The 15185-nt window shown below is 41.1% G+C and carries 12 protein-coding genes and 3 tRNA genes; 6 read left to right on the top strand and 9 right to left on the bottom strand.

Going from position 1 to position 15185, the window contains the following annotated elements; translation table 11 throughout:
- Positions 1–57: 57 nt before the first annotated feature.
- From WKR92_RS09380 to WKR92_RS09355, 6 genes are all read right to left on the bottom strand, one after another.
- Entirely contained in the window at positions 58–1998 is a 1941-nt protein-coding gene (locus tag WKR92_RS09380; RefSeq protein WP_375557566.1) for a M1 family metallopeptidase, read from the bottom strand.
- 18 nt (positions 1999–2016) lie between these two features.
- A complete protein-coding gene (locus WKR92_RS09375) occupies positions 2017–2364 on the bottom strand; it encodes an ArsC family reductase (RefSeq protein WP_375557565.1) in 348 nt (115 codons plus the stop codon).
- A gap of 10 nt (positions 2365–2374) precedes the next feature.
- The gene (pth, locus tag WKR92_RS09370; protein ID WP_375557564.1) at positions 2375–2935 is read right to left on the bottom strand and encodes an aminoacyl-tRNA hydrolase; all 561 of its coding nucleotides are present in this window, start codon (positions 2933–2935) and stop codon (positions 2375–2377) included.
- 111 nt (positions 2936–3046) lie between these two features.
- Positions 3047–3628, bottom strand: a complete 582-nt coding sequence (locus WKR92_RS09365) for a 50S ribosomal protein L25/general stress protein Ctc (protein WP_375557563.1) — start codon at positions 3626–3628, stop codon at positions 3047–3049.
- Positions 3629–3655: 27 nt separating this feature from the next.
- A complete protein-coding gene (locus WKR92_RS09360) occupies positions 3656–4600 on the bottom strand; it encodes a ribose-phosphate pyrophosphokinase (protein WP_375557562.1) in 945 nt (314 codons plus the stop codon).
- 67 nt (positions 4601–4667) lie between these two features.
- A tRNA-Gln gene (locus WKR92_RS09355) sits at positions 4668–4738 on the bottom strand.
- A 179-nt stretch (positions 4739–4917) separates the two neighbouring features.
- On the opposite strand from WKR92_RS09355, the gene WKR92_RS09350 reads away from it, so the two are divergent.
- A complete protein-coding gene (locus tag WKR92_RS09350) occupies positions 4918–7941 on the top strand; it encodes a protein O-mannosyl-transferase family (RefSeq protein WP_375557971.1) in 3024 nt (1007 codons plus the stop codon).
- A gap of 81 nt (positions 7942–8022) precedes the next feature.
- Here the strand turns inward: WKR92_RS09350 and WKR92_RS09345 are convergent, their stop codons facing one another.
- Entirely contained in the window at positions 8023–8976 is a 954-nt protein-coding gene (locus WKR92_RS09345) for an acetyl-CoA carboxylase carboxyltransferase subunit alpha (RefSeq protein ID WP_375557561.1), read from the bottom strand.
- A 372-nt stretch (positions 8977–9348) separates the two neighbouring features.
- On the opposite strand from WKR92_RS09345, the gene WKR92_RS09340 reads away from it, so the two are divergent.
- From WKR92_RS09340 to WKR92_RS09330, 3 genes are all read left to right on the top strand, one after another.
- Positions 9349–9422, top strand: a tRNA-Asn gene (locus tag WKR92_RS09340).
- 80 nt (positions 9423–9502) lie between these two features.
- Positions 9503–9576: transfer RNA gene (locus tag WKR92_RS09335), tRNA-Asn, on the top strand.
- A 60-nt stretch (positions 9577–9636) separates the two neighbouring features.
- Positions 9637–10557: a PfkB family carbohydrate kinase gene (locus WKR92_RS09330; RefSeq protein ID WP_375557560.1), complete on the top strand. Its 921-nt coding sequence runs from the start codon at positions 9637–9639 to the stop codon at positions 10555–10557.
- Between the two features lie 174 nt (positions 10558–10731).
- On the opposite strand, the gene WKR92_RS09325 is transcribed toward WKR92_RS09330, so the two are convergent.
- Both WKR92_RS09325 and murB read right to left on the bottom strand, forming a co-directional pair.
- Positions 10732–11274, bottom strand: a complete 543-nt coding sequence (locus tag WKR92_RS09325) for an RNA polymerase sigma factor (RefSeq protein WP_375557559.1) — start codon at positions 11272–11274, stop codon at positions 10732–10734.
- A 159-nt stretch (positions 11275–11433) separates the two neighbouring features.
- The gene (gene murB / locus WKR92_RS09320) at positions 11434–12453 is read right to left on the bottom strand and encodes a UDP-N-acetylmuramate dehydrogenase (protein WP_375557558.1); all 1020 of its coding nucleotides are present in this window, start codon (positions 12451–12453) and stop codon (positions 11434–11436) included.
- A 307-nt stretch (positions 12454–12760) separates the two neighbouring features.
- Between murB and WKR92_RS09315 the strand changes: the two genes are divergently transcribed.
- Positions 12761–14119 carry a TolC family protein gene (locus WKR92_RS09315; protein ID WP_375557557.1) on the top strand — a complete coding sequence of 453 codons (1359 nt, stop codon included), beginning with the start codon at positions 12761–12763 and terminating at the stop codon, positions 14117–14119.
- Positions 14119–15180 (top strand): efflux RND transporter periplasmic adaptor subunit, encoded by a 1062-nt coding sequence (locus tag WKR92_RS09310; protein ID WP_375557556.1) that lies wholly within the window; start codon positions 14119–14121, stop codon positions 15178–15180. The genes WKR92_RS09315 and WKR92_RS09310 overlap by 1 nt, the downstream gene beginning before the upstream one ends.
- The last annotated feature ends 5 nt before the right edge of the window (positions 15181–15185 follow it).

Raw genomic sequence — 15185 nt, 5'->3', positions numbered from 1 at the left:
TTATTAAATAAAAAAGCCTGCTAGTGATATTAACAGACTAACAGGCTTTTCGTTTTTTTATTTCTTCCAAGTATTATTGCTTGGATTCGAATCTGGTAATACTTTATCTGGGTCAAGCTCAACTTTCACCACATCTTCTGATGTTTCGAACAGAAAATCCCAGTTAACATTACGCTCCCAAACTTCTACAGGAAGAGTTACCCGAGTCGTTTCGCCACTTGCCGTTGTAATATCAGCAATTACCGGCATCGGCAATTTCTCTAAATTAACGATACTAATAACAGCACCTTCCGTCTTCTGTTCTACGTTGGTTACTGCCTGATCTAGCTGCCAGTTGCTTTTAAACCAACCTCTCCAAAACCAAGATAGTTTCTGACCGGAAACATTTTCCATCGTTCTAAAGAAATCTTCTGGTGTTGGGTGTTTATAGGCCCACTCGTTGATGTAAACTCGCAACGCTTTATCAAAACGTTCCGGTCCTAAAATTACATCCCGAAGCAATTTCATCCCGAATCCAGGTTTGTAATAAGCTAAAATACCCATGTGACGTTCATTCATCACACTAGGTGCCGTCATTACTGGTTCTAGCGCAGGGTTTGTAAGGATAGCAGCCATTTTATTTGCGTCTTGCTTTCCACGATAGTATTCTCCATCATTAAAATGCTCCGTAGAAATACCATTCAAGAAGGTATTAAAGCCTTCATCCATCCACGCATGATGACGTTCGTTGCTTCCCACAATCATAGGAAACCAAATATGTCCGAATTCATGATCGGTAACCCCCCATAAACTTGCGCCCTTTGCTTTATATCCACAGAAAACGATCGCCGGATATTCCATCCCTCCTACATTAGAGGCTACATTGACTGCCACTGGATAAGGATAGTTAAACCACATCTCAGAATAATGTTCAACAGATGCTTTTACATATTCTGTAGAGCGCTCCCAAGCATTTCCACCATTACTTTCTTGCGGATAAGCAGACAAGGCGAACGAAGTTTTTCCGTCCTGAAGATTAATTTTGGCACCATCGATAATAAACGCAGCTGAAGAACCCCAAGCAATATCTCGTGTATTCTCCAAACGATACTTCCAAGTTTTGGTTTCTTTCGTATTCGAATTTGCTCTATTCGCTATCACTTCTTCCTGCGACCGGATAATTACCGTTTCATCACTATTCTGCGCCTTCTTCCATCTTTTTAATTCTTCTGTTGACAGCACTTCATCTGGATTTAATAACTCACCGCCCAAAACTACAAAATGATCACTCGGAGCAGTAATTTCTACATCAACATCTCCATAATCCAAATAAAACTCACCTGGCCCAATATAAGGATCGGTATTCCATCCCAAAATATCATCGAACACAGCCATTCGAGGGTACCACTGCGCGATTGAATATATATCGCCATTCTTCGTTTCTAATACGCCCGTACGATCTGATCCATATTTTGGAACAACATAACTATAGTCTATTGTCAACTGGATCGTGCCTCCATTCTCTTTTAGCTCTTGGGGAAGGTTTACCTGCATCCGCGTGTCATCGACATAATAATCTGCCGCAGCATTTCCAATTTTAACCGATGCAATCTTATATCCGCCGTCAAATTCTTCTCCTTTAGCACCGTAGCGACTATTGGTTAGTGGAATAATTTTATTCCCGATCGCGTCCTCTTTAAACATGTTTTGATCCAGCTGAATCCAAAGGTAATCGAGTGCTTCAGGACTATTATTGGTATAATCGATGGTAACCGAAGCAGTTACAGTTCTGGCCTCATCATCCAATGTTGCCTTGAGTTGATAGTCGACCGCATTCTGCCAGTATTTTGGCCCCGGATTTCCCGATGCAGAACGATATTCATTCCCATTTGTTTCATAAAATCCCGGTCTAAATGCTTCTACGTAGTCATAATTACTTTCTGTTTGCGCAAACGCTACGCTCGATAGGCATAGCATACCAACCAGAACTTTCAATGGTAAAGTGTTTGTTAATCTCATATTCAATAATTGCTAAGTTTATAATAAATTTTCTTCGTATTCACTGCTATCGAAGCCTAGAATGATTGGCCCCTTTCCTTCTATTATGGGCCGCTTAATCAATGAAGTGTTCTCTTGCATCAATTTACTTGCTGTCTCTGGCCCGTCTATTTCATCTTGCACTCCCTTTTCTAGCCGCCGCCAAGTTGTTCCTCTTTTATTTATTAATGGTTCCCAGCCAACTGACGCCTGCCATTCTTTAATTTTCTCTTTAGAAATTCCTGATTTTTTATAATCGTGAAACTCATACTCCTGTCCGTTTTCTTCAAGCCAATTTAGTGCCTTCTTAACGGTGTTGCAATTTTTAATCCCGTAAACCTTTAACATAATATCTTTTTTATTTGTTAAAACGTGTCATTGTTAGTTCTAACCCAATAGAAATAAAGCTCTGAATCATGTCCACCGAATAGTCAACTAGCGAAGGTAACTCCATCAGCTCATCTTCATCGAAGCCACTCAACACATAATCCACCTGACGCCCACGAGGGAAGTTATCCCCCACCCCAAAACGCAATCTTGGATAATTCTGACCACCACACAAGGCCTCAATATTTTTCAGACCATTATGGCCTGCGCTACTCCCTTTGGGTTTTAATCGGATCTTACCAAATGGAATCGCAATATCATCTACCAATACCAGTACATTATCTATCGGAACCTTCAGTTCCTTCATCCAATAATTCACTGCTTTACCACTTAAATTCATATAGGTGGTCGGCTTAATGACATGCACAATTCTGCTTTTGAATTTAAACTCTGAATAATACGCATATTTCAATGTAGAGAAGGAAGCGTCTGCTTTTTTCACAAGCTCATCGGCAATCATAAAACCAATATTATGTCTCGTATCTGCATATTCTTGACCGATGTTGCCAAGACCAACAATAAGGTATTTCATGTATTGGATTTATTTAGCCTCAAAAATAGCAAATAATAATAAAGGACATAAAAAAAGGGCAGTGATTCTAGATCATTACCCTTTTCGATACTTATTATCGCAAAAATATTACTAAGCGTTCGCTTTAGCTTCTTGTTCTGCTTGACGAAGCGCACGAGACATAACTACAGATACAATCGTATCGTCCGCATTGTTCAATACGCGTGCATTTTCTAGTTTAATCTCTTCAACACGAACAGACTTTCCAACCTCTAAGCTATTTAAACTAACTTCTATTGTTTGAGGCATGTTGGCCGGCAACGCCTTAACACGAAGTGAACGGAGCTTCTGAATTAATTTACCACCCGCACGTACACCTGGAGATATTCCAGTCAGCTTAACCGGGATTAACATGGTAACTTCCTTCTTGTCGTCCAACTCTAAAAAGTCGATGTGACGAATTTGCTCATTCAATGGATGAAATTGCATCTCCTGAACGATTGCTTGGAATTTCTTTCCTTCCAAGTCTAAATCTACGAAATGAACATCGGGTGTGTACACCAACGATTTCAAATCAGCTGCGGACACTGAAAAGTGGTACTGTTCCTTCCCACCATAAAGAACTGCAGGCACTTTGCCTTCATAACGCAATTCTTTAGCGTCTCTTTTCCCTACGTTCTCTCTTAGAGAACCGCTAATAGCAATTGATTTCATATTATTATTTATTTGTTTATTACTTAACTATTCAATATTAAAAAGGTTACTGATCGACCCGTGCTCGTTTACATTCTTAATAGCATGTGCAAACAATTCAGCAGTAGATAAGACCTTAATTTTTTCGCTTTGCTGTTTTAATTGAATCGTATCCGTTACAATCAACTCTGTTAAAGCAGATTTCTCGATCGTTTCATAGGCATTTCCTGAAAGAACCGGATGCGTACATACCGCACGCACACTATTTGCTCCTTTCTCCATGATCAACGAAGCAGCCTTCGAAAGTGTACCAGCGGTATCACAGATATCATCAATTAACACAATATCCTGGCCGGTTACATCACCTATAATCGACATTGATTCAATTTCATTGGCGCGTTTCCGCTGCTTATCACAGATAACCACCTCTGCATTGAAGTATTTGGCAAAAGTACGCGCACGATGAGATCCACCCATATCAGGTGAAGCGATGGTCAAATTCGGTAGATTCAGTGCCTTGATATGAGGAACAAAAATCACGGAAGCATCTAGGTGATCAACCGGGATATCGAAAAAACCTTGAATTTGAGCAGCGTGCAGGTCCATCGTCATAATCCGATGCGCACCAGCTGCCGTAATCAAATTAGCGATCATCTTGGCACCAATGGCAACCCTTGGTTTATCTTTCCGATCTTGACGCGCATAACCAAAATAAGGAACCACGGCCGTAATGTAGTGTGCAGAAGCACGCTTCGCAGCGTCAATCATCAGCAAGAGCTCCATGATATTATCTGCCGGCGTATTCGTGGACTGAATGATAAAGACATCACTCCCGCGAACAGATTCATTATAAAAGGGTTGCATTTCACCATCGCTGAAGCGCGATAGAGTTTTTTCTCCTAGTTTCTTCCCGTAGGACTCAGCAATCTTTTCCGCCAGTTCAACATTACTTGTACCAGAAAAAAGCTTTACTGTGTTAAATTGTAAAGGCATGACGCTATACTCTTTTTTATAAAGAACGAACTCGAGCTGTGTGTAACAACCCGAGTTCTTATTTCAGTTGCCCGACCAGGATTCGAACCTAGACAATCTGAACCAAAATCAGATGTACTACCTTTATACTATCGGGCAAAATACCTCTCATTTAAGGCATCTCCGTTATCGGACTGCAAATATAGAGCGATATTTCATATGTTGCAAACATATTTTATTTTTTTTCTTCAATACGGTCTAAATCAGCCCGATTTTAAAGAAAAAATAGTTAATTCAATTCAAATACTTATTTTCGATTTTTATTTGACACATATATGATGACGTATAGCAAAGTAAACAACCTGCTCGGTTGGTTAAGTTTTTTAATAGCAACCACTACCTATGTCTTAACATTAGAACCAACAGCAAGTTTTTGGGATTGCGGCGAATTTATTGCAGCAGCCTATAAAATGCAGATTGTTCACCAACCGGGAGCACCGCTTTTTTTAATGCTTCAAAACCTTTTCTCCAATTTTGCTATGGGTAATCCAGAGTTGATCGCCTATTGGATGAATATCGGCTCTGCTGTTTCCAGCGGGCTTACCATCTTGTTTTTATTCTGGACCATCACAGCTTTAGCGCGAAAAGTAATAGCCCCTCGAGGAGCAGAAGTTTCCCAAACCCAACTGATTCAGATAATGGGTGCCGCCCTAGTCGGAGCCTTAGCTTATACATTCTCAGACACCTTTTGGTTCTCGGCTGTAGAATCCGAAGTATATGCTATGGCCTCATTATGTACCGCTGTTGTGTTCTGGGCCATATTGAAATGGGATTATCATGCAGACGAACCCTATTCGGAAAGATGGCTGATCCTAATAGCGTATGTAATGGGTCTGTCAATCGGCGTCCATTTACTTAACTTGTTGACGATACCTGCACTGGCACTTGTCGTTTATTTTCGAAAAACAACAAAAGCAACCAATGGCGGCACCATCAAGGCCCTTCTCCTCGGTTGTATTATTCTAGCATTTATTCTATGGGGGATTATTCAATACTCGATTAAAGCTGCTGCTTATATTGACCTTTTCTTTGTCAACTCACTCGGACTCGGATTTGGCTCAGGTATTATCCTCTTCGCAATTTTGGTGATCGGCGGGCTAACCTACGGTATTATCTACTCGATCAAAAAGCATAAGCCGATGTTAAACATTATGTTACTTTGTGTCTCGTTTATCCTGATCGGCTATAGCTCTTTCGCCATGGTTGTTGTACGAGCCAATGCAGATCCAACCTTAAACAATAGCGACCCAGATGACACCTTTTCCATCTTGGGTTACCTAAACCGCGAGCAGTATGGCGATGATCCGCTATTCAATGGCCCCTATTTCGATTCCCAGCCCATTGAATATGTTGAAGGTGCGGCCATCTACCGAAAAGGAGAAAACAATTACGTCAAAGTGGGCAACAAACCCAAATACAACTACGACCGAGAAACCTTCTTGCCACGTATTTATAGTTCTGAGCACGCGCAGGCTTACCGTAGCTGGTTAAATCTCGGCGAAGGCGAACAGCCAAGCTTTGGCGACAACATCAACTTCTTGTTTTCTTATCAGATCGGCCACATGTATGCCCGCTATTTTATGTGGAACTTTGCCGGGAGGCAAAATGACCAACAAGGACATGGAAACTTTACGGATGGAAACTGGATCAGCGGCATATCCTTTATTGATCAAATGCGCTTAGGTGGTCAAAACGCACTCCCTGATTCGCAGAAAAACAATCCTTCACGAAATACATATTTCTTTTTACCCTTGATCCTCGGACTATTAGGAGCCTTCTGGCATTTTAAATACAATCAAAAAGATGCCGGGATTGTCGGTCTGTTGTTCTTTTTTACAGGTATTGCTATCGTATTGTACCTCAACCAGAATCCCTTGCAACCGAGAGAACGTGATTACGCATTTGCAGGCTCTTTCTACGCCTTTGCTATCTGGATCGGACTGGGGGTATTGGCAATTAGCGACTTTATAAAAAAGAAGGCGAACCCCAAAACAGCTGCTATTGCCGCTACCGTAGTTGGTCTCTTGGCGGCACCGGTCCTTATGGCGTCTCAAAACTGGGATGACCATGATCGTTCCGAAAAAACTACGGCACGTGACCTAGCGATTAATTACTTGGAAAGCTGTGCGCCAAACGCCATTCTCTTTACCTATGGTGACAATGACACCTATCCATTATGGTACGCACAAGAGGTAGAGAATGTCCGTCCAGATATTCGTGTAGTCAACCTGAGCTTGCTGAGTGCCGACTGGTATTTGAGACAAATGAAGGAGAAGGTAAACGAAGCCGATGCGTTACCAATCAGTATGAAAGACGAACAGTTTGTACAAGGGGTGCGTGATATCATCCGCTATACAGATTACGGCATCGAAGGACATATTGAACTACAAAACATACTCAATATTCTATTGTCCGATAATCCGCAGGATAAGCAACCAATGCAAGACGGTAGTCGTGAGAATTTCTTACCAACCAAGAATTTCAAATTGACGGTAAATCGCGAAGATGTTATTAAAAACCATGCAGTACCAAGCGAATGGGAAGACGAAGTAGCTGATTCCTTGGTGTGGACCTATCCTAGAAATTACGTTAGTCGCACTGAACTTGCCATTATGGATATCTTGGTGCATAACAACTGGGAAAGGCCGATTTACTTTGCTCGCACCGTGCCGAGCGATAATTATCTCGGACTTGACAAATACTTAGTTACCGAAGGCTTTACCTACCGACTAATGCCTTTGCAGCCAGACACAACACAAAGTCCGGATCAAATGATCGAGAGAATCAATACGGATGCGATGTACACCAATACTATTGACAAGTTCAAGTGGGGTAATATAAAAGAGGCAAGCTACTTAGATCCAGAGTCCTACGGCATGCTGAACCTGATCATGAACAACTTCAATACGTTGAGCAATGAGCTCGTAAAAGAAGGTCAGATAGATAAAGCAAAAACAGTCATGGAACGCGCCCTGCAAGTTGTCCCCGAAAAAATCTATGCGATGCGGGAAACGATCCAAAAACAATCTATGGCGGAAAGCCTCTACATGGTTGGTGATATCGAAAACGCCAATCGTATTGTTAATAATACGACAGACTATATCGAAGACAATCTGAACTATTTCTTCACGATTGCGGAAACCAAACCCAATCTGGAGATGAACAACATGCAGCTCGGGATGTATGTACTCCACGCTTTGGATCAATTAACGGCTGAATACAAACAAACTGAAGAGAATACGCGAGTGAAAGAACTGTTCAAAAACTTTGAGGCACGTTACCAGATGTCTGGATTGAACTAGTTGCCAACAGCACTCTTAAACATAAAAAAGCACCGAGGACCTCGGTGCTTTTTTGATATCATAATAATTACTGAAATTAATTTATTCTACGACCACTCCCATCTTACAGAACTTATCGATACGTTCCGTTACCATTTCGTCTTTATTTTTCGCTTTTAAGAGGTTCAAATCGGTTAGGATTTGTTGTTTAACCGTCTGTCCTATTTGTGCAGGATCTTGATGTGCACCACCGAATGGTTCAGGGATGATTCCGTCGATCAATCCATTTGAAAGCATGTTCTCGGAAGTCAACTTCAATGATTCCGCCGCGCGTTCTTTGTAATCCCAACTTCTCCACAAAATTGAAGAGCATGACTCGGGTGAAATGACCGAATACCAAGTATGCTCTAACATATAAACGCGATCACCGATACCAATACCCAATGCACCTCCAGAAGCACCTTCACCGATAACAATACAGATAATCGGAACTCGCAAAACCGACATTTCTAACAGGTTCCGTGCTATCGCTTCACCCTGCCCTCTTTCCTCTGCCTCAAGTCCTGGGTAAGCACCCATCGTATCAATTAAGGTAACAATCGGTTTATTGAACTTTTCTGCCATCTTCATTAGACGCAAAGCCTTCCGGTAGCCTTCTGGATTAGCCATACCGAAATTTCGGAATTGGCGTTCTTTCGTGTTCTTACCTTTCTGATGCCCAATCACCATAAGCGACCGATCATCAATATTCGCCCACCCACCAATAATGGCTTTATCATCCTTCACTGTGCGATCACCGTGCAGCTCGAGAAAGTTATCACACATCATGGAAATATAATCCAAGGTTTGCGGTCGATCGGGATGCCTGGACATTTGAACCTTTTGCCAACCGGTCATATTACCGTAAATCTGCTCTCTAGTTCTTTTAAGCTCCGCTTCGAGTTCACTGATGGTAGCTGACATGTCAACTTGAGTTTTCTCGGCAACTTGCTTCACTTTATCAAGCTGACCAACCAGATCATCTATGGGCTTTTCGAAATCGAACAATGTTTTCATTTTTTCTTATTTATCCTGTTCATGAACTCGTGTTTACCCCATTCACGAACAGGGCTGCTAAATTAGGTATTTTTTATGAATTTTCTAACAAGCACTCTTATGAGCTTGTTTTACATCACGCTCAATACTCCGTCATGTGTATTTCTAATATTCTCGTTGGAACCGCCATTTGAGCGGGTGCATTTGGGACCCATTTGATAACCACCGTGGGATGATGTAGAACAAAGTAAGTCCGAAAACGCTAAAAGCATGAATTAAGTAGAATAAAAAATATTACATTTTTTTTGCTTATTCAGAACAAAATTCCGAATATTGCAGTCCTTTAAAAAGAGGAATTAATGCGGATAACCGCCTTAACCAGACAAAAAACACTCCTGAATAGCTCAGCTGGTTAGAGCATCTGACTGTTAATCAGAGGGTCGCTGGTTCGAGCCCAGCTTCAGGAGCAAAAATAGTACATGTACAAAACGATCTTTTCGATCCAGATGTACAGTTGACATTACGAACAACCAGTATAAAAAAACATTCCTGAATAGCTCAGCTGGTTAGAGCATCTGACTGTTAATCAGAGGGTCGCTGGTTCGAGCCCAGCTTCAGGAGCAAAAGCCGGCCCACAGCCGGCTTTTTTATTTGATATCATTCTTGTTTTAATCTACCATTATGAGTTTAGTTATTATCGGAACCGTCGCTTTTGACGCCATCGAAACACCTTTCGGAAAAACAGACAAAATAGTTGGAGGCGCCGCGACATTCGCTTCCCTGGCGGCGTCTTATCTATATGATCAAGTAAAAATTGTCAGCGTCATCGGAGACGATTTCGGCAAAGAAAATCTTGCTAAAATTACATCGAAGGGAATTGATATAGAAGGGTTACAGATTAAAGAAGGTGAAAAGTCCTTTTTCTGGTCTGGTAAATACCATAACGACATGAACAGTCGCGATACCTTGACCACCGAACTAAACGTCTTGGAAAACTTTGACCCCATTCTTCCTCAATCGTATCAAGGTTGCGAGTATTTACTATTAGGGAACCTAACGCCAGAGGTACAACTAAAAACCTTGCAACGATTAGAGAACAAACCCAAGTTAGTAGTATTGGACACGATGAACTTCTGGATGGACATCGCGCTCGATGATCTTCTTAACGTATTAAAGCATGTCGACGTGCTGACGATCAACGACGAGGAAGCGCGGCAACTTTCAGGTGAATATTCACTCGTAAAAGCCTCGCAGAAGATTCTTGAAATGGGGCCACGCTACCTTATTATTAAAAAAGGTGAACATGGCGCCTTGCTATTCAATAAAGATCAGATATTCTCTGCACCAGCTCTACCATTAGCTGAGGTTTTCGATCCGACAGGTGCAGGAGATACTTTTGCAGGAGGCTTCATCGGCTATTTAGCGAAGGTGGGAACAATCAATTTTAACAACATGAAAAATGCAGTTATTTTCGGTTCAGCCCTTGCCTCGTTCTGCGTCGAAAAGTTTGGGACAGAGAAGTTAGAAAACTTGGATCAACAAGAGATTTCAGAACGCATCAAACTATTCACATCCCTTAGTCAATTTACACTAGAAGCTTAATAGCTTTCATTAGAAGCTTCTATTACTTTTTTGTAAATTTTCTTCATCGTCCATCCTCGTTTCATCCGCATTTTATCGCGTAAATGCGGATGAAACGAGGATGGAATGTGTCATGAATCTATTTGGGAGAATAACAATGTATTTCCAAATGATTAAAAGATATAGGAAGGAGTCCTAAAAATTAACCCCGGCGAATACGGAGGATTGTATTCCGTATGCATAGGGTTTAAGTGATTTTTTGAGCGATTTGCGGGCTACATGAATTCTGGTTTTAACCGTTCCGATAGGAATATCTAAATGGTCTGCGATCTCGTGGTATTTGTAACCCTCAAAATACATCGTAAATGGAACATAATACTCTTCCGACAGCTCGTTTAACGCCGCCTTAATATCATCCATAACGAATTGATTTTCGCCACGGTTGTTTGTCGAGCTGTACACAAGGTTAGACGAAGATATTTCTTCTGATTTGGTAACCATGGTACTGATCTTAACCAGTCTACGGTAATTGTTGATAAAGGTGTTTTTCATGATGGTGTATAACCATCCCTTCAGGTTTGTACCTTCTTTGAACTTGTCGTGGTACGTGATTGCCTTTAACACTGTGTCCTGAACTAAGTCATTTGCATCTTCATCATCATGAGTAAAATGAAAAGCATACATTTTTAACGACTCGGCGTGGCTTGAAACCATTGATTTGAATTCGTACTTAGTCATTTTGCGTAGGGTTTAGGGAGCATTCGGTTGCCGTATTGGGTCCCTGTGCTCAGGTTTAGAAAATCATATTATTTAAATGCATTTTCTCTAAACTTTGCAAACACCGTGCTAAACTTGACTATTTTCTTAAATTAACATAAAATAAAGAGATAGTTAACGTCAAAGCATATTGACTTCTCGCTCTAAATGTACTCCGAATTTAGCATATACAGAGTCAATAATCTTTTCAGATAGTTTATAAACTTCTGATCCTGAGGCGTTACCGTGATTAACAAGCACCAGAGCTTGATTTTTCCAAGTTCCTGTATTTCCGATCTTTTTGCCTTTCCATCCACATTTTTCGATAAGCCACCCTGCGGCCAATTTAATTTGGCCGGATTGTACAGGGTAATATACGATGTCTGGAAAAATGGACTCTATTCTCTTAAACTCGTCGGCCGAAATGATAGGATTTTTAAAGAAACTACCTGAATTTCCAATACTTGTAGGATCCGGAAGTTTATTGACTCGGATACTTGAAACCACATCAGCCACATCCCGAAGTGATGGCTGGCTGATTCCCCTCCGTTCAAGTTCGCTCTCAATTGCACCGTAACTCAGGTTCAACTTCGGGATCTTGCTCAACCGAAGCGTCACCTCGGTGATAATATAATTCCCTCTACCTTCATTCTTAAAAAAACTATCGCGATAAGAAAATTGACATGCAGCATGATCAAAGATTATCATGTTTTTTTCTTGGATATCAAAAGCCCGGCAGCTTAAAAATACATCCATCAACTCTACCCCATACGCACCTATATTTTGAACCGGTGCCGCACCTACCGTTCCGGGAATCAGGCTTAAATTTTCGATTCCGGCATAATCACGGTCGACACAATACTGAACCAAATCGTTCCAAACCACGCCGCCCCCTGCAGTAACATACACCTCGTTCCCCTCCTCACGGACCTTTATCCCAGGAATCTGCATATGGAGCACTAAGCCCGGAAAGTCCTTTGTAAAGAGAATATTACTACCGCCGCCGAGAATCAATAAGGGTTCCATGCTAAATTCAATTGTCTCAGCTAATAAACCTAATGCATTTTCTGATTTTACTCCTGCATAATACTTAGCGGAAGCTTCTACACCGAAGGTATTTAGTTTTAAAAGGGATTTATCAGCTTGCAAAGGATATTTCATAATTAAGAAATTTGAGAAATTGAAGGTTTCAAAGATAAAAAGATAAACCGGCATTCGACAAATTTTGACAACGCAAACGCAGCTAAGTAAGCGTACTAAATACACAGTAACCAAAGAGGAATGGGCAAGGGTCAAAAAAAAGTATAAGTTAATGTAACAATTCGCCCCTGAATTACGTCTTAGAAGCCAAGAAATAGAAGAACTTCTTGTATCGAAGAGTTTCTGTAATTCTAGGGAACTTTTCAAAAAGATGCATATAGGTTGAAACACGATACGCGTTTAAATACAAGAAATAATTAATGTACATATGACTTTTAAAAAGCAGTTATTCACGCTTGCCTTTTTCATACTCTCTTTTATCGGTGTTAGCCAAGCACAGGAAACATTGACTTTACAGGAGGCCCTCAATTATGCTTTAAACAATAGTGAAGCGGTGAGAAAAGCAAAGTTAGACATCCTTAAAGGCGATTATCAAATCAAAGAGGTTCGGGCAGGGGCACTTCCGCAGATTGATGGTACAGCTACCTTAACAAATAATGTATTAGCACAACAGTTTATTTTGCCGGCTGAATTCATGGGCGGTGAGCCAGGCGAATTTATTGCTGTAAAGGCAGGTACGACGTGGAGCTCATTAGCGCAAGTACAGCTAAATCAACAATTATTTAACCAACAGGTATTTACCGGTTTAAAAGCAGCAAAGAGCACAAAAGAATATTATACGATGGCAGCAAAAGTTGCCGAAGAGAACCTATTACAGCAGGTGGCTTCTAATTATTATCAAGTCATCATTACACGAGAGCAACTAGCTGTTGTGGATGCAAACATTGAACGCAATAAAACCTTAGAGAAAACTGTTTCCAGTCAATATGAAATTGGTTTGGCTCGGAAAATTGATCTAGATCGGGTCAAAGTCAACAGCAGTAATCTACAATCTCAAAAGGAGCAGTTACTCAACGCTGTTGCTCAACAAGAGAATTTGCTAAAATACTATATGGGTATGCCGGTAACTCAGCGTATTATAATTCCGCAAACAAGCTTGGAGGAGCTGGAGGAGACTGCAAATAATTTAATTGCTGAGAAGAATTTCGACCTTAATAATCTGAGTTCATATTTAGTGTTAAAAGAACAAGAAGAGCTTCTCGGATTTCAAAAAAGAGCTATTGAAGCTGAATTTTATCCAAGTCTTTCTTTGGGTGCTAACTATATGTACAATACACAAAGTAACGACTTCAATCTTTACACAAAGAATGCGCTCAACTATGACATGTCAGCAATTACACTGACGTTGAGAATACCCATTTTTGATGGCGGAGCCCGCAGCTCACGATTGAAGCAGGCGTCTATTGATATCCAAAAGTTGCAAGAGGACATTAAGAACTCTTCCAACGCATTGCAGATGGCTTATGAGAATGCTAAAATACAGATCAACAACAGCCTGAGCACCATTGAGACACAGAACCAGAACAAGATACTGGCAGAGGAAGTTTACAATAGCACGAAGAACAATTATAATAACGGCTTGGCCAGTCTGACTGATCTTTTGACAGCGGAGACTGAACTAGTGACCGCGCAAAACAGCTACAATCAAGCACTTTTAAACTATAAAATCGCTGAGATCGAATTAATAAAATCTCAAGGTAACATCAAATCTTTAATTAACGAGTAATGAAAAGAGGAATATTAACCATAGGTATCGTTGTCGTGGTCATCGGATTAATTACCTGGGTACTTATCAATAATAAAAAAGAAAATGAAGCTCGGACGGCAATCGTGGCCGACGATAGCGGAGCGATTGTTGTGAAAACGGCTGTCGCAGAAAAACAGAGTTTAGCTCTTAATTTCTCAGTAAACGGTAATTTTGCTGCGAAGCAGGACTTAGACCTATTGGCAGAGACAAACGGTCGTGTTACTCAGCTGATGGTTGATGAGGGCGATCGGGTTCGTAAAGGTCAGACCTTGGTAAAAATAGATCCGGAGTACGCAAACTTAGACTTACAGCAAGCAGAAGCAGCCTACCAGAAAGCAAAGACCGATATGGAACGTTATCAAAGTTCTTATGAGACTGGAGGTGTTACCCGGGCTCAGCTTGATGAGGTGGCTCTTAGTTTACGCAATGCTGAGACCATGGTACAGCAAGCCAAGCGACGTGTTCAAGACGCTTACATTAAATCACCTATTTCTGGGATTGTGAACAGTAGAAATATTGAACAGGGTGCTTACGTGACACCAAGTACATTACTATTTAATATCGTTGATGTTTCCTCGTTGGAGTTAAATGTCACTGTGAATGAGTCGCAAGTGGCCAATATTAAAACTGGCGATCAAATTAAAATCACGACCAGTACATTTCCGGACAAAGAGTTTTCAGGAACTGTGACCTTTATTGCACCCAAAGCGGACGCAACGTTAAACTACCCTGTTAAAATTGAAGTGGTTAATCCGGAAGCAAATACCGTACGTGCGGGCATGTATGCTACCGCTGTTTTTGAGTTTCCAGAGCAAGCACCAGAAATTACTATCCCCCGCTCTTCGTTTGTCGGAGGTGTCAGCAGTAATCAGATCTACGTTCTTGGAAAAGATTCCACTGCGCAACTAAAAGAAGTGGTAGCCGGACGAATTATGGGTGAAGAGGTAGAGATTGTAAGTGGATTGAAAGAGGGCGAAACTGTTATCACGAGCGGACAGATTAACCTGGTTAACGGAACAAAAGTTAGTCCTCAATCTTAAACGTT

The sequence above is a fragment of the Albibacterium profundi genome (genome assembly GCF_042159835.1).
GTDB lineage: Bacteria > Bacteroidota > Bacteroidia > Sphingobacteriales > Sphingobacteriaceae > Albibacterium > Albibacterium profundi.
The sequence above is the reverse complement of the archived record's forward strand: the minus strand, read 5'-3'. Positions and strand labels throughout refer to the sequence as shown.

Excerpts from the sequence above, each read along its gene's own strand:
- WKR92_RS09380 (WP_375557566.1), bottom strand. The coding sequence starts at position 1,998 with ATGAGATTAACAAACACTTTACCATTGAAAGTTCTGGTTGGTATGCTA.
- WKR92_RS09375 (WP_375557565.1), bottom strand. The coding sequence starts at position 2,364 with ATGTTAAAGGTTTACGGGATTAAAAATTGCAACACCGTTAAGAAGGCA.
- pth (WP_375557564.1), bottom strand. The coding sequence starts at position 2,935 with ATGAAATACCTTATTGTTGGTCTTGGCAACATCGGTCAAGAATATGCA.
- WKR92_RS09365 (WP_375557563.1), bottom strand. The coding sequence starts at position 3,628 with ATGAAATCAATTGCTATTAGCGGTTCTCTAAGAGAGAACGTAGGGAAA.
- WKR92_RS09360 (WP_375557562.1), bottom strand. The coding sequence starts at position 4,600 with ATGCCTTTACAATTTAACACAGTAAAGCTTTTTTCTGGTACAAGTAAT.
- WKR92_RS09350 (WP_375557971.1), top strand. The coding sequence starts at position 4,918 with ATGACGTATAGCAAAGTAAACAACCTGCTCGGTTGGTTAAGTTTTTTA.
- WKR92_RS09345 (WP_375557561.1), bottom strand. The coding sequence starts at position 8,976 with ATGAAAACATTGTTCGATTTCGAAAAGCCCATAGATGATCTGGTTGGT.
- WKR92_RS09330 (WP_375557560.1), top strand. The coding sequence starts at position 9,637 with ATGAGTTTAGTTATTATCGGAACCGTCGCTTTTGACGCCATCGAAACA.
- WKR92_RS09325 (WP_375557559.1), bottom strand. The coding sequence starts at position 11,274 with ATGACTAAGTACGAATTCAAATCAATGGTTTCAAGCCACGCCGAGTCG.
- murB (WP_375557558.1), bottom strand. The coding sequence starts at position 12,453 with ATGAAATATCCTTTGCAAGCTGATAAATCCCTTTTAAAACTAAATACC.
- WKR92_RS09315 (WP_375557557.1), top strand. The coding sequence starts at position 12,761 with ATGACTTTTAAAAAGCAGTTATTCACGCTTGCCTTTTTCATACTCTCT.
- WKR92_RS09310 (WP_375557556.1), top strand. The coding sequence starts at position 14,119 with ATGAAAAGAGGAATATTAACCATAGGTATCGTTGTCGTGGTCATCGGA.